The sequence below is a fragment of the Microbulbifer donghaiensis genome, from assembly GCF_900129095.1.
Lineage (GTDB): Bacteria > Pseudomonadota > Gammaproteobacteria > Pseudomonadales > Cellvibrionaceae > Microbulbifer > Microbulbifer donghaiensis.
Genome location: NZ_FQVA01000004.1, coordinates 232,096 through 249,389 on the forward strand (window position 1 = coordinate 232,096; position 17,294 = coordinate 249,389).

Consider the following 17,294-nt stretch of genomic DNA (forward strand, 5'->3'; position numbering starts at 1 on the left):
TATAACACGGCAACCACCAGTGCGCATGATCACAGGGTCTTGCTGATGAATCCGGCATCTATAAATTTTGATGCTAGCTTATCGCTGTAGTGTCGGTGAGTCGTCGTGAAAATGAAAAAGGGCCCCGAGGGGCCCTTTCTTTTTTTACAGCGTGCGGTGATTAACCGGCGTTGCGCCCAGTCATGGCTGCGGCCATGTTCAGGCAGCGCTGGTTTTCATAGCGGCGGTTCTTCAGGGCTTTTTCCAGCAGCGGATTCAGTGCCTTGCCGCTGTCCAGAATTTCGCTCACCTGCTGTACACCTTTCTCGCTGCAGTTCAGCGGGAAGAGCTTCGCGTAGGTGCCGACGAATTCCGGTGCGTCGCTGGCGTTGACGTCGTCCAGCGCGGCGACGATGCTGTCCACGTTCACTTCGTACAGCTCGCCCTGCTCGGTCGGGAACATGTAATAGGCGGCGGACTTCAGCTGGCTCAGCTTGAAGTTATCGCGGTGCTGCAGGATGTTCTCCAGCCACTTGGTCTTGCTCTCGGCCAGCGGGCGCACGGCTTCCGCAGAGATGGCGTTCAGCTGCGAGCGGTCGGAGTTGTCCTTGGCCAGTTCACGTTCGATGGCTTGCTCGTAATCGCCGTACAGATGTTGGTTCTGCAGTGCGATCAGGTCCCAGCGCATATCGGGGTCCAGAGTCAGTCCGCCGATGTCCAGCTCGCCCTGCAGCAGTTGCTTGGCATTGGCCAGCGCATCGTCGGAGTGGGCCACACCGGTGAAGGCCGCGAACCAGGTTTTCTGTCCGTCACTGCCGGCTTCGGCCTGCTGCAGCTGTTGCCAGACGAAGTTTTCGATCGCCAGTTGCAGTTCGTCGCGCTCGGCATCTTCCATGGCAACCTGGTTCAAGTAGCCGTAGGCATAACCCAGGTGGCGAGACACCATGCGGATCACGTTGATATCGCGCTCGCTGCCGGCGTTGGTCAGTACGAAGCTCACGTACTCGTCCAGCGGCAGCTTGGCGTCGTAGACGCTGTCGTACAGGCTCTGCCAAAGCATCAGGCGGGCAAACGGCTGTTGGATATCGTTGATGTGCTTGGACATGTTTTCAACGGATACCGCATCCAGGTTGACCTTGGCAAAGGCCCAGTCGCCCTCGTTCGGGTACAGGATCTGCGGGCAGGGCTGGCCGACGGCTTCCGCCACTTTGGTGGTGGCACCGCTGTACATCACCGGCAGGGTGGCAACGCGCTGCATGCTGCCGCCGTCCATGCGGTAGAAGCCGAGCTGGGTGCGCTGGTCGCGCAGGGTCGGGTACTCCTCCGGTGCGGACTGGGTCAGGGTCAGGCTGGTGACCTGGTCGTTTTCACACTGGAAGCTGGCTTCGATGGTGTTCAGGCCGGCCTGGTACAGCCACTGCTGCTGCCACTGGTCCAGATCCTTGCCAGCGGCCTTGCCCAGGTGACCCATAAAGTCGTCCAGGGTGGAGTTCTGGTAGGAGAGATCCTTCAGGTAGTTGCTCACGCCCTTGCGGAACTCCTCCTTGCCCAGGTAGTAGGGCAGCTGCTTGAGGATGGAACCGCCCTTGCCGTAGGTGATGCCATCGAAGTTGGCGAAGGCCTCGTCGGTGTTTTTCACCGGCAGCTGGATCGCGTGGGTGGTCGGCAGCAGGTCGGAGCGGTAGGCCCACTGCTTGGTACCCAGGTAGAAGTTTTCCCAGGCGTTGTCGAATTCGCTGTTTTCGGCCAGGGACAGGTTGGCCATGTAGGTGGCGAAGCTCTCGTTCAGCCACAGGTCGTCCCACCAGTTCATGGTCACCAGGTCGCCGAACCACATGTGCGCCATCTCGTGAGCGATCACGTTGGCCAGGCGCATGCGCTGGGCCTGGGTTTTTTCACCGCGGGAAACATAGGCCTCGTTGAAGGTTACCGCGGCCACGTTCTCCATCGCGCCGGCGTTGAAGTCGGGCACGATTACCTGATCGTATTTCACGAAGGGGTAGTCCACTTCGAAATACTTCTGGAAGAAGGCGAAGGATTGCTTGGTGAAGGTGAACCAGTCGTCCGGTTTCACATACTGGGCCAGGCTCTGGCGCGCCATTACGCGCAGCGGAATACCGTCGGCATCGTCCTCCCACACATGGAAGGGACCGGCGTGCAGGGAGAAGATATAGGAAGAGAATTTCTTCGACTGCGGGAAGTGCCAGTGAGTCACCTCGCCGTCCTGATCCACCTTGTCTTCACGCACCGAGCTGACGATGGTCCAGCCCTTCGGCGCGGTCACGTTCAGGGTGTAGTGCGCCTTCAGGTTCGGCTGGTCGAAATGCGGGAACAGGCGGTTCGCATCGTAGGGCTCGAAGTCGGTGTACATATAGACTTCGCCGTCTTCCGGATCTTCGAAACGGTGCAGGCCGGAACCATCGGTGGAATAGGGGTGCTGGTATTTCACGGCAATCGCGTGTTCGGCGCCCGGAAGCTGCTCCGCCGCAATGGTGATGAAGTGGCCATTGTATTCGAAGGGCACTTCCTTGTCGTCGACGCTGACGGAATCCACGGTGCCGCCGGCGAAATCGATGGTCAGCGGCTGTTTGAGCTGGCCGTTGAAGCGGGTGTTGGCGATTGCCTGGCCGGAAAAGCTGTCACCGGTCTTGTCGATGGTGACGGACAGTTCGTAGTCCACCTGGGCGATCTGCTGTTTGCGCAGCTTGGCGTAGGTTTCGGACAGCCCCGGCGCGTCGGCACGGGCTACTGCTGCCGCAGCGGCGCTGGATTCGGTGGCGTGCTGGTTGCCGGGCTCCTGGCTGCAGGCGGCCAGGATGGCACTGCACAGCAGCGTCGCGGCAAATTTTCCGGTCTTGTTCATATGTACCCCGCGGGATGAATTAATCGGGCCGCCCGAGTATCTCGGGCAGGCTGGCGCAAAATCAGTCGTCCCTTATAGCACGTTGGGTCGGGGCTGGCGGTCACTTCGTCGCGCCGAGGGCGCAGGTTGTCGCGCGCCAGTTGATTCTGTGGATAAGCTGTGATTTGCGGGATTATCGACTGTGCAGGCGGGGATTTTTAGAAAGTTGTGCGGCTTGATCGGGGCCCGCCCGGGCCGTGGAGGCTCCGGGCGGGCGGTAAGGCGGGCGGGGATCAGTTGCTCGGGAAGGAGAACTGGGCGCCCTCGCGCACGCCGCTGGACGGCCAGCGCTGGGTGATGGTCTTGCGGTTGGTGTAGAAGCGCACGCCATCCGGTCCGTAGGCGGACAGGCAGCCGAACAGGGAGCGCTTCCAGCCGCCGAAGCTGTGGTAGGACACCGGTACCGGCAGCGGTACGTTGATGCCGACCATGCCGACGAGGATATTGTCACTGAAGTAGCGCGCCGCCTCGCCGTCGCGGGTGAAGATGCAGGTGCCGTTGCCGTACTCGTGATCGTTGATCATCCGCATGGCCTCTTCCATGCTGTTGGCGCGCACCACCAGCAGTACCGGGCCGAAGATTTCCTCCTCATAGCAGGTCATACCCGGCTTCACGTTGTCGATCAGGGTACCGCCGACAAAGAAGCCGTTATCGTAGCCCTGCACTTGCGGATTGCGGCCGTCGACGACGATGGTCGCGCCCTGCTCCGCGGCGCTGGCGATATAGCCATTCACCTTGTTCTTGTGCGCCTCGGTGATCACCGGGCCGAAGTCGTTGCTGCTGTCGGTGTAAGCGCCCACTTTCAGCTTCTGCATTTCGCCGCTCATCTTCTCGATAAAGGTGTCGGCAGCCTCATCGCCCACACAGACGGCAACGGACAGGGCCATACAGCGCTCACCGGAGGAGCCGAAGGCGGCGCCGGTCAGCGCGGCCACGGCGTTGTCCATGTCGGCGTCGGGCATGATGATCGCGTGGTTCTTGGCGCCGCCGAGGGCTTGGCAGCGCTTGCCGTGGGCGGATGCGGTGGAGTAGACGTACTCGGCGATCGGGGTGGAGCCGACGAAGCTCACCGCCTGTACCTCCGGCGCTGTCAGCAGCGTGTCCACGGCGACCTTGTCACCATTGACGACGTTCAGCACGCCGTCCGGCAGGCCGGCTTCCTGCAGCAGTTGCGCCAGGTACAGGGCGCAGGACGGGTCGCGCTCGGACGGCTTCAGCACGAAGGTGTTGCCGCACACGATCGCCAGCGGGAACATCCACAGCGGTACCATGGCCGGGAAGTTGAACGGGGTGATGCCGGCCACCACACCCAGCGGCTGCATCTCGCTCCAGGAATCGATATTCGGACCGACGTTGCGGCTGTGCTCGCCTTTCAGTAGCTGCGGGCCGTAGCAGGCGAAGTCGACGTTCTCGATGCCGCGGGTCAGTTCGCCCATGGCGTCGTGGGAAATCTTGCCGTGTTCCTCGCCGATCATCGCGCAGATCTGCTCGGCGTTTTCCTCCAGCAGCTGCTTGAAGCGGAACATGATCTTGGCGCGCTTGGCCGGCGGCGTGTTGCGCCAGGCCGGGAAAGCGGCCTGGGCCGCGGCGATGGCTTCCTCGACGGTTTCCTTCGCGGCAATGGCGACCTGCTTGGTGACTTCGCCGGTAGCCGGGTTGTACACGTCCTGGGTGCGCTCGGCGGCTTCACTGACCTGACCGTTGATGTAGTGACCCACAATCTTCATGAGTAAACCTCTCTATTTTTCGAATTCTGAAAATCTTTTTCTTAATCAATTCGTCATACCGGCGCAGGCCGGTATCCAGTGGCCACGGGGCTTTCTGGCCTCGCTAGGCTCCGGACTGGATCCCGGCCTGCGCCGGGATGACGACACTGGTGTTAGCCGGCGGCAACTTCGCTGATTGAATCGCCCAGCGCGCTGACCAGCGTGTCGACTTCCTCCGGCTGGGCGACAAACGGCATACCCAGCTGGATGGTGTCGCCGCCGTAGCGCACGTAGAAACCCTTCTCCCACATCTTCATCGCAATCTGGTATGGGCGCAGCAGCGGTGCGCCCGGGGCCGCCTCGATGGTGAAGCCGGCGGCCACGCCGCAGTTGCGGATATCGGTAATCAGCGGCGTGCCCTTCAGCTGGTGCACGCGCTCTTCCAGCACCGTGGCCAGTTCGCCGGCGCGGGCGAACAGGTTGTCCCGTTCGAGGATATCCAGCGACGCCAGCGCCGCGGCGCAGGCCACCGGATGCGCGGAGTAGGTGTAACCGTGCGGCAGTTCCAGCAGGTACTCGGGGCCGCCCTGTTCCATAAAGGTGTCGTAGATCTCCTGCTTGGCGATCACCGCACCCATCGGCACGGCGCCGTTGGTCAGCTGTTTGGCGGTGTTGATGATGTCCGGCGTCACGCCAAAGGCCTCGGCTCCGGTGGCGGCGCCCATGCGGCCGAAGGCAGTGATCACTTCGTCGAAGATCAGCAGGATGTCGTGCTGGTCGCAGATTTCTCTAAGGCGTTGCAGGTAACCCACGGGTGGCGGCAGCACGCCGGCGGAACCGGCCATCGGCTCGACGATTACCGCGGCGATATTGGACGCATCGTGCAGGGCCACCAGCTCCAGCAATTCGTCCGCCAAGTGCGCGCCTTCCTCGGGCATGCCCTTGCTGAAGCGGTTCTCCGGCAGCACCGTGTGGGCTAGGTGGTCGGCATCCACGGCGGTGCCGTAGAGGGCGCGGTTGGCGCCGATACCGCCGACGCTGATACCGCCGAAGTTCACGCCGTGGTAGCCCTTGGCGCGGCCGATCAGTTTGGTCTTGGACGGCATGCCCTTCTTGCGCCAATAGGCGCGGGCGATCTTCAGGGAGGTCTCGGCGGACTCGGAGCCGGAACCGGTAAAGAAGACGCGGTTCAGGCCTGCCGGCATGAACTGGGTGATGCGCTCGGCCAGCTCGAATGCCTTCGGGTGGCCGAACTGGAATGCCGGGGAATAGTCGAGGGTGCGCAGCTGCTCGCTGACCGCATCGGCAATCTCCGTGCGATTGTGGCCGGCGCCACAGGTCCACAGGCCGGACAGGCCATCGAAGATGCGGCGGCCGTCGGCGCTGGTGTAATAGCAGCCTTCGGCGCCGGTGATAATGCGCGGATCCTGCTTGAACTGGCGGTTGCCCGTATAGGCCATCCAGTGGGCATCCAGCTGCGCCTGGGTCAGCCCAGCAAACTTGTCACTCATTGTTATTCTCCCGGAAATACTCGGTTTGATCGTGTGATGCCCGGACTTTAGGCGAGGATTAAAGTTGCATAAATTGCAATTTATCCACGTTTAGTTTCATATAGCTGAAACTATCTAGCTCGTGATCGAGTTGCTCATCCCTGATCAACTTGATCGTCGCCCGCAAATAGCTGGCGCAGACGCGTGGGTCTGCTGGCTATTCGCGGTCTCGCGCCGGCCGATCGCCGGCGGCGGCACATCCGTGTGCCGCTATTAACCGGGTGGAACATCATGGGGCGTAAACAGGCGGCGCTGCTGGGGCAGTTAAGCGATATCGACCTGCGGCTACTGCGGGTCTTCCGCGCGGTGGCGGAGGCGGGTGGCTTCTCGGCGGCGGAGCTGGAGCTCAACGTGGGGCGCTCCACTATCAGCCGCCATATCAAGGATCTGGAAGTGCGCCTGGGGGTGAGTCTGTGCCGGCGGGGGCGCGGCGGCTTCGCGCTGACCGACGAGGGGCGGCAGATCTACCAGGCGACGATTCGCCTGCTGGCTTCCCTCGATACCTTTCGCGGCGAGGTGGCCGACGTGCACAAGCGCATGACCGGCCATATCGCCATTGCCCTGTTCGACAAGATGGTCACCAATCCGGCCGCCCATATCGGCGAGGCGCTGCGCAGGTTCGACGACCTGGCGCCGGAGGTCAGCCTGGATATCCATATCGAGCCGATCAACGAGATCGAGCGCGGCGTGATGGAAGGGCGCTTCCAGCTCGGTGTGATCCCCGCCCATCGAGCGTCGCCGAGCCTCGATTACCAGCACCTGTTCTACGAGCAGATGTACCTCTACTGCGGCTACCGCCACCCGCTGTTCGACACCGCCGATATCGCTATCGACGACGATGCCATCCGCAACTGCAAGTACGCGGGCCTCGGCTATCACTCGCCGAATATGGAGGTCGGCAACCGCCTGGGGCTGGAGCGGGATATCACGGTCAACGACCAGGAGGCCATCGTCCACTGCCTGCAGTCCGGCCGCTATATCGGCTACCTTCCGGATCACTATGCGGAGACATTTTTGAAAAAAGGCGAGATCCGCGCGATCTGCCCGCAGCGCTATCAGTATGAGTGTGATTTCGTGGCGATTCAGCGGGTATCGCCGCAGCCTTCACGGATTGTGCAGACGTTGTGGGATTGCCTGGCAGAGGTGCACGAATAATACGGCTGCCAAAGGTGTAAAGGTGTGGCTATTTGGAAGCCGTCATATCACAAGCTTGTTCAGATCTGGTACGCCTGTGGATCGCTCTCGTACGGCTAGATATACCGATTGCATATCCGTATATTTTTGCCTTTTTCCTGACCCACCTTGGAGAGCCCGCTTCATGCGCATTCTGTTGATCACCGGCTTCGCCATTCTGCTATCCGCCTGTGCGGCAAACCAGCCGAATGAACAGGGCAGGCGCCCGGGTGGCCCCGAATATCCGCCGGTTTCGCTGTTTTACAAGTATCTGAGCGAGGAGCTGCGGCTGGAGTGCAATCAGTTTAGTTCCAGGTCTGTGTTACATCACTGTGTGGACAACCAGTTCGATCTCACCAGCCTGAAACACGCCCTGTCCCGGTCGGGAAGCTTCCTGCAGGTGGCCCTCGGGCAGAAAGAGCAGGATTATCAGTTGCTGGCCTCGATCGCCGTGCTAGACGAGGAGACCGGTGGCGAAATAGGCAATGCGGCTCTATCCGGTGCCACTCTGATGATGCTGCCGATCGTCATGGAGAAGACCATTCGCGCTGAGATCGTGGTCACCTGGAAGGAAGTGCCGATCAAGCGCTACGACTACACCATCCCTTTTGAATACTCGGCGTCCATTTTCAATGCCGGTAGCTACGACGATTCTATAGCGGCACATATTGCGGAGAAATTGCTGTCCGACCTCGAGCAGGAGAATGTTTTTGCCGGCGCTTACTTGATGGCGGCTCTTCAAGCCAGCGACTACGAAAATGATCTCAGTGTGCCGGAAACCATCGAGGATTATCTGTTCGATGAGAAATACATCCACAACAATCCATTCTTCGGAGCGTTACTGACTTTTCAGCATCGCCAGTTTGCGTTCGATCGCGCCGAAGTATATATCTACCCGATTCGTAGTACGGACTGGACCGACACAGCGACAATCACTCAAGGCGAGGCGGAAAACCTTCGCCGGGATCTGAAACTGATGCAGCGGGAAGGTCAGTTCAAAGAGGTGGTGTTGGATAGTGTGGAACCCTTGAACTGGAAGGTCGGCGGCAAAGAAATATTCGGCAGTTTCTACTCGAATACCCTGACGGACGTAGAGGGCCAGCAGGTACGCACGGCCACATATGTATTCACCAAGGGAGACAAGTTCGTCCGGATTCGCGCTATTTTTCCCGTACAGGAGGGGAGCGCCACAGCAGAGAGTCCCGATAAATTTGTTCACACTCTGCTGGAGGAGGTTTCTCTCCCGGAAGAGTCGCTATTCATGGCCAGGCTGCGCCAGCAGCGACGCCAAACTGAGATCGGAATGTAGGGAGCTGCCGGCAGATTTTCTCTTTGTCAGAACTACTGCAGGGCAGCCTAAGCAGGGTTCTGCGCGAGTACCCTGAATCCACAGCATGTTATTCTGCTAATCTGACGAGCTTTTCTAGTAGCTCGTATTGGCTGTAGTTTAACGGGAATCCCCCATTTTTAACTGAAGTTGAAAGTGGGGGGTTAGCACTGCCTCATGTTGGCCCCGGCAAGACTACTTACTCTATAACTACGAAGGGTAGGCGCGCACCGTAGGTTCGTTATTGGGCAGTTTGTATTTCTTCGTTAAACGATTTAGGTGAGAGCTTCAGCACTTCGCCCGGGGGGTAGCTGTTGGGCAGCGGGCGTGGCTTGATGCGTTCATCGATAAAGGCTACTACGTCTTCAGGGTTTGCGCGGTGGTCGTCCTCCCGATTCTTCCCCTCTTCTTGATACCCACGTCCGCTCCACATATAGAGTACGTGTTTGGCCTCTTTTATTTGCTCGGGGGTGCAGCCGAGTAGCGGCTTGTCACTGGCACCGGGCTGAGCCTGTATTTGAGCGCGGCGGGCGGCGGCCTCCGGAGATAGCTCAAGATTGAGGGAATTCATGATCTGGTGCATCAGGCAGAGGAAGTTTTTCTTCGATACACGGTGCTCTATGCGGTAGGGGTTGCCGGCGTTACGGGCTGAGCGGGTAATAACAAAGCGGCAGCTTAGGTAATGTCTGTCATCAATTGCAGTCTGCCAGCTTACGATTTCACCGCCGCTAACAAGTGGTTGGCTCTCGAAATAGAGCCAGTCATTTCCATTATGTGCTAGCCACTGGCAATTAATGGGGCCTAGATAGCTCGGCCAGCGATAGGGGGTAAGGTCCAAGGGGTCATCTGAGTGACCTTCGTGAAAATCGTGCAGCTTAGAAGATAAGAGTTGAAGGTACGCTTCGCGAGATAACACACGATTATCAAACAAGCTCTCATTAATTGACAGGTCTTTCACGCGATTAATGTTGACTAGCATAGTTAGGCTTCCGCAATAACCATGAATTAGAGGTAATCCGCGAAATTCCCAGATGCTTGAATAGACTCGAGACCAGTCCCTGGACTCGGGGTGTAGGCTATTTGAAGTCTTGAGCGGTTTGAATATAGACTCATCAAATATATCCACACTTGGTGCTTCATCTTCCCAGCGTTCGAGCTTAGAAAATGGATCCCTGTGTGGGGGAGCATTAAAAACCAGCCGGCTACCAGATAGGTTTTTTTCAATTGCCCTAGCTTTGTGAAAACTTGGTCCCTTCGGGTTATTTTCGGTTCCTATCAACACGATGGTTTCCTATTTCTTAGGAGCGAGTAGTCGGTTGCCAGCTTCATTACCAAGATTCTTCAAGGGGTCGTTAATTCCAGCGTTATAGCCATCGCTAAGACTGGGTATGTTGGCCGCTACGAAGCCGAGTAGTGTTACCTTTCCAGTAGCAGAGTGATTGTCTATAGGGTTCTGCGACGGAAATTTATTAGACTGCGGGAGGTCGGTCGTGCCCAAGATGTAGAACCGCGGACTGCTCGGGGAAAGAGCCCGCGTCTACAGAATGAGAATTGTACTGTCTCGTGCAGGTCGCGGTAAGGCTATTGGGCCCCACTATTCAGGAGAATGGGCGGGGGGGCATCTCGGGTTCGTTATTGGACAATTTGTGTGTCTTCGATAAACGATTGTGGTGAGAGCTTCAGCAATTCGCCCGGCGGATAACTGTTGGGTAGTGGGCGCGGTTTGATGCGTTCATCGATAAAGGCTGCTACGTCTTCAGGGTTTGCGCGGTGGTCGTCGTCCCGATCCTTCCCCTCCTCTTGATACCCACGTCCGCTCCACATATAGAGTGTGTGTTTGGCCTCTTTTACTTGCTCGGGGGTGCAGCCGAGCAGCGGCTTGTCACTGGCACCGGGCTGAGCCTGTATCTGAGCGCGGCGGGCGGCGGCCTCCGGAGATAGCTCAAGATTGAGGGAATTCATGATCTGGTGCATCAGGCCGAGGAAGTTATCCTTAGGTACACGATGTTCTATGCGGTAGGGGTTGCCGGCGTTGCGGGCTGAACGGGTAAACGAAAAGCGGAATGTTAGATAGCGCTTATCATCAATAGCGATATTCCAGTTGATGGTCTGCTCTATTTTTAATAGAGGCTGATCTTCAAGGTAGAGCCAATCTGCGCCTTGTAAGGAAAGCCACTGACAATTTATTGGGCCAATGTAACTAGGCCAGCGGTAGGGGGTAATATCTAGAGGATCGTCTGATCGACCGCGGTGTAAGTCTAGCAACTTAGTAAGTTCGAATTGCTTGTAGACTTCCCGTGCCAGAACACGGTTGTCAAATAGGCTCTCGTTAACCGGTAAATCTTCAAGTGCATTGATCTCGATCATAAGTACAAGATCGCCACAGTAACCCTGGAACAATGGTAGGCCGCGGAATTCCCATATGCTCGAATATGCTCGAAGTACATGTCGTGAATCAAAAATTCTCCGTTCCCCTGTTTTATCAAGCACTTCAAGAGGTTGGAAAATTTTAGAATCGAAGATATCCAGAGAGTCTGGCTCCTCCTCCCACCGATTCAGATTAGAAAGTGGATCTCTGTGGGGAGGCGCCATAAATCGCAGCTTGGTACCAGCTAGATCTTTTTCTATGGCTCTGGCTTTTTTGAAGCTGGGCGCTTTAGGCTTTTTTTCACTTCCTATCAGCACGACAATATCCTATTTTTTTACTGGCCACAGACGGTTGGAAGCCTTATTAGCCAGCTTCTCGATAGAATCCATCGCGCCTTTGCTATATTCCTCGTTAAGGCTGGGCACACTAGCTGCTACCACTCCTAGAACAGTTAATTTCCCGATCGCGCTTAACACAGCGCCTGCATAGGCGGGGTTTATGCCAAAGTCAGCAACAAGTTTCGCAATTTTGGGGGCCGACTCGTAAACACCGTAGGCGACTGTGCCCACAGATACACCGCTCTTCACGATCTTGCCCGCGGTTTCCTCGCGCTTGGTATGGTATACAAGCTCGTTAACTGAGCAGGCTAGGCTGGCGGCCCCCAGGCTATGTCCACCTATCAACTGCGCCACACCCTTTCTGGCGTTATACCACTTGCTATCCCGTGTATCCATGCCTATCGCACGACGAGCAACATCGGCTGCGAAGTGACTGGAGGTGTGATCGCTTAGGAAAATCCTCTGTTTGCCACCAAGGTTAACCTGCTTTTGGGCCAACAACTTCATTGCCTGAGTCAGTACCTTGGAACCGCCTCGATGACTGGTCCACTCGACATAGAGGCCTTGATCGTGGGCTTCTTTCATATGATGAGAAAGAATCCGCGCCGCCTCCAGGTCGGCAGGACTGGCGGGGCGACCCAAGTCACGTAGGAAGCTCCAACCTGCTTTAAGAGTTGAGCCACTCTGTGGTACATAGAAAAGCTGATACCCGGTTTTCTTTAGCTTTCCCTGAACTCTCTGTTCGCCTCTAGCTATATGATCAGGAAGCATTCCTGCTGCATGTTCCAAGCCATCACTGTGGCCGTTGATGCCAACTTTTATGGGATGATCCTCGTTGCCGGGAACTCTTGGATTTCCTTCCAGCGTTGAGTCGGGCTGATCTTGGGTCTCCCAGCGACCGTTTTTATTCACATTTACCTGCCATAGAGCGGCTCGCCTTTCGCCTTTAGCTTGCTCTCCGGTAAGGCGGATATCCACGATAACCACATCAGTTTGTGGGCCGCCATAATAGCTGCTTGTCTCGTATTCAATTTCAAAACCGGAAAAAACGATACAACGGCGGTTGGGATTGCCGTTTTTCATGAATGAATTTACCGGAGCGGTGCAGCCGCGAAGTCCGTCGATGGCTTTGGTGATAGATTGGGCATGGTAGCCCTGGCTACTGGGAACATTACTCAATTGCCTAAAACCATCGAGCAGTTGTTGCTGCTGTGCATTGACAAGCAATGTGCGGCCGTTGCTACTTTGCCCATAGGGCTTGAGGCCGGAATAGCTGACGGTTGCAGGCGCATTATTCATTGATTGATCCCTATCAAAGCTTCTCTGAGTCTACTCAGGCATTTCAATCCTGTACCTGAGCCGCATAGCTGATGCGAGAGAGACTCTAGCGCAAAAATATCAGTGAGTACATCAACATCCAGGCGCCTTTAATAAGTCGAAAATATTAGATTTTTTAGCTATAAATTTCGCTTTTCATTTCTATTGAAATTGCCGAAATATAAGCCGTCTAAAAATGGTGCCAGAGTGGAATTTATTTTTTGAAATTTTAAGGGAGATAGCGAATTACAGCCGGAACCGTCTATACCTGCCTGCTAGATTCCGGAGGAGTTAAGTTCGGAGGAAAATTACTGGCTACTGTGGTGGGATTCTTCGTAGGTTGGCTTGAAGCTAAAAGAAAAGTCTTTCTTCAATACCTTGCCGTCTACGGAAAAGGTCAATTGAAAATCCAGTTGGAGGATTTTGTGGTCAAGCTGTAAGTCCTGTTGCGTCCAGGAGCTATACCAGTCTTCATTATAGTCCGGCCAGGTGGTTTCCATTTCTCCACCGGGGAAGCTGTACAGGGTTGTACCATCAATCGCTCGAATCGTGATGTCGCTTATGGCAAGGGGTGTGTGCTCCTCGCTGGAAGGGCTAAATGAGATCAGCAGCGTGTACGGGTTGCCGAAATGTGTAATTCTGGGGAAGCGGCTGGCCTCAGAAAATTCGCCGGATATAACCGCGTCGAGCTCGCCGTATTCGGTTTCGACAAGATCTGTCTGAAATTCATAATAAAGGACGGTGTGCCTGTCACATCCAACTAACAGAAGAAGTGTCATTGCGGCCAAAAAGGTTCGCATGCTATTTCCGAGGTGCCGTAGAAAAGTAGGCAGTGTGCCAACTCCGAGCTGGGCTCGCAGACTTCCTCGCGAGACGGATGGTCGAGCCCTTGGGGGAGGAACAGCCATTCACTGGCCTTGTGGAACTAGTCATCCGGCTCGCATCGGATCACTTCTTGCCGTCGATTGATTCGCGAATTTTGCCGAACACATTGCGAATCAGTTTTTTTGCCGCCGGCATTTTCTGGTCGATCTCAGTGCGCAGGGCGAGCAGCTCTTCATTTTCTGGCTGGATACGCAAGCCGCGCACTACGTTGTAATCGGCTCCCTTGAGATCCTCCACGAGGAGATCGGCCCGTGCTCTCTGTGTAAATTCCGCGGCTAATTGCTCCATACCCGCATTGGCCTGCGGGCTTTCGGTATCCAGCGCCAGAGCCTTGCGGTAATAGTGCAGCGCATTGTCTCCCTTGGGGCGATTGAGGCGGCCGTTTTCCAGCGCTTCGGCACCCCGGGCAACGTAATCCTCGATCAGCTTTTGTGTCACTGTCTCGAGGCCGTCGGTTGCCGTGCGGTTGTCGGTGTCCAGCAGCAGAACCTGGCGGTAGTAATAGCGGGCATTATCGTGCTCGGGGAATATATAGCGCCCCTCGTCCAGGCTCAGTTCCGCCTGCTCCAGCAGCTGGCGGATTTGCCGGTCGGTTTCGCTTTCATAAGTCAGCGCGAAAACCAGGGCGACTGCGGCAACAAGCCCCAGCGCGGGCAGCAGCAGGGGATAGGTTTTGTCGCCCAGTCGGATTGAGCCAAGCCGCGAGACAATCGGTGCTGTCTTTTGACCGACTGCCCTTTTCGCGGTGGGCTCGAGCAATGGCTCGATGGCATCCGCCAGCTCCCGGCAGGACTGGAAGCGTGTCGAGGACTGTTTCGCCAGCATGCGCGCGAGCAAGGGAGACAGATACTGCAATTTGGCGGGCAGGGCCGGAACCGGTTGCTGGATATGGTTGATCGCAGTGGAAGTGTGGCTATCTCCCTTGAAGGGGTTATAGCCGAGCAACAGTTCCAGCAGGATCACGCCCAAGCCATAAATATCGGTGGTGATATCCAGCGGCTGTCCCTGGGCCTGCTCCGGGCTGCTGTAGGACGGGCTACCCAGGCTGAAGCCGGCCTGGGTCAGGTCGGAGTTGTTGTCGACATCCTTGGCGATACCGAAATCGGTCAGAACCGCGCTGCCGTCTTTGCGGAACAGGATATTGGCCGGCTTGACGTCGCGATGGATGATGCCTTTGTCGTGCACCACCGCCAGTCCGTCGGCGATCTGCCGGATGAGACGCAGGGCCGCATCGGGCTGCTGAAACCGGTGCTGGTTATCGGTCAGGTCTCCGCCGTCGACATACTCCATGGCGATGTAGTGATCGCCGTTTGCCAGCGTGGAAATATCGTAAATGGTGATGACGTGCGGATTTGAGAGGCTGGCGATAAAGTGCGCCTCTTTGACGAAGCGCTCACTGATACCCTGCTCGGCGCTGTTGCGCAGTACCTTGATGGCCACCTTCCTGTTCAGGGATTCCTGGGTGGCCAGGTAGACCGATGCCATACCGCCGTGGCCGATCTGGCCGTGCACGGTATAACCGGGAATGTGCATGTCGGAGTGGTTCATATCGCCTGGCTTGCCTGCCAATGGCCGGGGCGTCGGTTTTATAAGCAGTCGGCCCCGGCGTTTTCATTTTGCCTACGGGCGGCAAGGATACCGTTCTGCCTCGGTGAGATAAACCAATTAGCGCACGCTGTGGAACGGAGAAACGCTGCAATTGCGTTAAGCGGTGAAGGGGACGTTGGTGGGCGAACACCGGGCACGGCCTGCGGCCGGACCCGGGCAGGTGGAGCGATCAGGCCGGCTCGGTGGCAGGTTCTGCAGTCTTGATCCGGTCAATGTAGGGGGCCAGCTCCGGCTTGTGCTCGAGAATTTCCTCGCGGGACAGGCCGTCGATCTCGTGCGGGAATACCAGCCACTCGCTGGTCTTGTGCAGGTAGTAATCCGGCTCGCGCTCGGTCTTGTTGTTGTCCGGCTTGTAGTAGGGCGTGGCGACGCGGATTTCCGGCGTGTTCTTCTTACAGGCCTTGTGCAGATCCTTGATGGTCTGGTCGATGCTGAGACCGGAGTCGTGCACGTCGTCGACGATCAGCAGGTTGTCGTGAGACTCCAGGCGCTTGATCAGGTAGGTCAGGCCGTGCACGCGCACGTGCTTGTCACGCTGGTCGATACCGGAGTAGGACGAGGTGCGGATGGCGATATGGTCCGCGTCGACACCCATCACGTGCAGCAGCTCCTGCACCGCGATGCCCACCGGCGCACCGCCGCGCCAGACGCCGACGATGTAGTTGGGGCGAAAACCGCTCTGGAAGACCTGTTCCGCGAGCGCATAGGAGTCCGTCAGGAGTTGTTGCGCGCTGACAAAGTGCTTTTTCAAGTTGCTACTCACCAGAAGAAGTCCTCAGAAGAAAATGAATTTGGCAATGAACAGGGCCGCTAACAGGTACACGCTGATGCTGACATCCTTGCTGCGGCCGCTCAGGGTCTTGATCACGGCGTAGGCGATAAAGCCCAGGGCAATGCCGTTGGCGATGGAGAAGGACAGCGGCATCATCACTGCCGCCACCACCGCGGGCGCGGCCTCGGTGATGTCGTCCCAGTCGATGGACGACAGGCCGGAAGTCATCAGCACCGCCACATACATCAGTGCACCGGCGGTCGCGTAGGCGGGTACCATGCCCACCAGCGGCGAGAAGAACAGGGCCAGCAGGAACAGGCCGGCACACACCACCGCCGTCAGGCCGGTGCGGCCGCCGGCGGCAACGCCTGCGGTACTCTCCACGTAGGTGGTGGTGGTCGAGGAACCCAGCAGTGAGCCGACCGCCGAGGCGGAGCTGTCGGCCATCAGCGCCTTGCCCATACCGGGCAGCTGGCCCTTCTTGTCCAGCAGTTTGGCACGGTCGGCGGTACTCAGCAGGGTGCCGGCGGTATCGAACAGGTCCACAAACAGGAAGGCGAAGATCACGCTGATCATGCCCACCTCGAAAGCGCCGGCGATATCCAGCTGCATAAACGTCGGCGCCATGCTCGGCGGCGCGGACACCAGGCCGGCGTATTCTACCTTGCCCATCAGCAGCGCGATCACGGTGACTACGAGAATACCGATCATCACCGCGCCGAGCATGCGGCGGTGGGCCAGCGCGGCGATCAGGAAGAAGCCCAGCGCGGCCAGGGCGGCATCGCTGGAAGTCAGGTCGCCGAGGGTCACCAGCGTGGCCGGGCTGGCCACCACGATACCCGCGCTCTTCAGCGCGATAATGGCGAGGAACAGGCCCACGCCCGCCGCCAGTGCCTGCCGCAGCGACATTGGGATGGAGTCGATGATCCACTCCCGTATGCGGAAGATGCTGAGCAACAGGAACACCACCCCGGAGATAAACACCGCCCCCAGGGCTACCTGCCAGCTGTACCCCATCTCCCCGACAACGACAAAGCTGAAAAAGGCATTCAGCCCCATGCCCGGCGCCAGTGCGAACGGGTAGTTCGCGTAGATCCCCATGATCAGGCAGCCGATCGCTGCGGCCAGGCAGGTCGCCGTGAACACCGCCCCCTTGTCCATCCCGGCCGCGGCCATGATGTTCGGGTTCACGAAAATGATGTAGGCCATGGTCAGGAAGGTGGTCACCCCCGCGATCACTTCCCGGCGCACAGTGGTGTCGCGCTCCGACAGCTTGAAGAATCGCTCCAGCAAGGTGGGCCGCTCAATCGATGGCGGAGCGGCCGAGATGTTTGCCGAGGGGTTGGTGTCAGTCATGTGCGTACCCTAA

General features: G+C 57.7%; 12 protein-coding genes. 2 read left to right on the forward strand and 10 right to left on the reverse strand.

What is annotated here, in order from left to right; all coding sequences use genetic code 11:
* Positions 1–160 precede the first annotated feature (160 nt).
* From pepN to BUC36_RS14750, 3 genes are all read right to left on the reverse strand, one after another.
* Positions 161–2,842 carry an aminopeptidase N gene (gene pepN, locus BUC36_RS14740; protein ID WP_073276494.1) on the reverse strand — a complete coding sequence of 894 codons (2,682 nt, stop codon included), beginning with the start codon at positions 2,840–2,842 and terminating at the stop codon, positions 161–163.
* A gap of 272 nt (positions 2,843–3,114) precedes the next feature.
* Positions 3,115–4,608: a CoA-acylating methylmalonate-semialdehyde dehydrogenase gene (locus BUC36_RS14745; protein WP_073276496.1), complete on the reverse strand. Its 1,494-nt coding sequence runs from the start codon at positions 4,606–4,608 to the stop codon at positions 3,115–3,117.
* 152 nt (positions 4,609–4,760) lie between these two features.
* Positions 4,761–6,098 (reverse strand): omega-aminotransferase AptA, encoded by a 1,338-nt coding sequence (locus tag BUC36_RS14750; protein WP_073276498.1) that lies wholly within the window; start codon positions 6,096–6,098, stop codon positions 4,761–4,763.
* Positions 6,099–6,368: 270 nt separating this feature from the next.
* On the opposite strand from BUC36_RS14750, the gene BUC36_RS14755 reads away from it, so the two are divergent.
* Both BUC36_RS14755 and BUC36_RS14760 read left to right on the forward strand, forming a co-directional pair.
* Complete coding sequence (locus BUC36_RS14755; protein ID WP_073276633.1) at positions 6,369–7,292, forward strand: LysR family transcriptional regulator; 924 nt, start codon at positions 6,369–6,371, stop codon at positions 7,290–7,292.
* A gap of 163 nt (positions 7,293–7,455) precedes the next feature.
* Positions 7,456–8,619, forward strand: coding sequence for a hypothetical protein (locus BUC36_RS14760; RefSeq protein WP_073276500.1), 1,164 nt, complete (start codon positions 7,456–7,458; stop codon positions 8,617–8,619).
* Positions 8,620–8,878: 259 nt separating this feature from the next.
* On the opposite strand, the gene BUC36_RS14765 is transcribed toward BUC36_RS14760, so the two are convergent.
* From BUC36_RS14765 to BUC36_RS14795, 7 genes are all read right to left on the reverse strand, one after another.
* Positions 8,879–9,919, reverse strand: coding sequence for a hypothetical protein (locus tag BUC36_RS14765; RefSeq protein ID WP_143187006.1), 1,041 nt, complete (start codon positions 9,917–9,919; stop codon positions 8,879–8,881).
* Positions 9,920–10,269: 350 nt separating this feature from the next.
* Entirely contained in the window at positions 10,270–11,322 is a 1,053-nt protein-coding gene (locus BUC36_RS14770) for a hypothetical protein (RefSeq protein WP_143187007.1), read from the reverse strand.
* Between the two features lie 9 nt (positions 11,323–11,331).
* Entirely contained in the window at positions 11,332–12,642 is a 1,311-nt protein-coding gene (locus BUC36_RS14775) for a hypothetical protein (protein ID WP_073276506.1), read from the reverse strand.
* A 326-nt stretch (positions 12,643–12,968) separates the two neighbouring features.
* Positions 12,969–13,460, reverse strand: coding sequence for a hypothetical protein (locus BUC36_RS14780; protein WP_073276508.1), 492 nt, complete (start codon positions 13,458–13,460; stop codon positions 12,969–12,971).
* A gap of 148 nt (positions 13,461–13,608) precedes the next feature.
* Entirely contained in the window at positions 13,609–15,093 is a 1,485-nt protein-coding gene (locus BUC36_RS14785) for a serine/threonine-protein kinase (protein WP_073276510.1), read from the reverse strand.
* Positions 15,094–15,322: 229 nt separating this feature from the next.
* Positions 15,323–15,904 carry a phosphoribosyltransferase gene (locus BUC36_RS14790; protein ID WP_073276513.1) on the reverse strand — a complete coding sequence of 194 codons (582 nt, stop codon included), beginning with the start codon at positions 15,902–15,904 and terminating at the stop codon, positions 15,323–15,325.
* Positions 15,905–15,928: 24 nt separating this feature from the next.
* Positions 15,929–17,281 (reverse strand): NCS2 family permease, encoded by a 1,353-nt coding sequence (locus BUC36_RS14795; RefSeq protein ID WP_234995013.1) that lies wholly within the window; start codon positions 17,279–17,281, stop codon positions 15,929–15,931.
* Between the last annotated feature and the right edge of the window lie 13 nt (positions 17,282–17,294).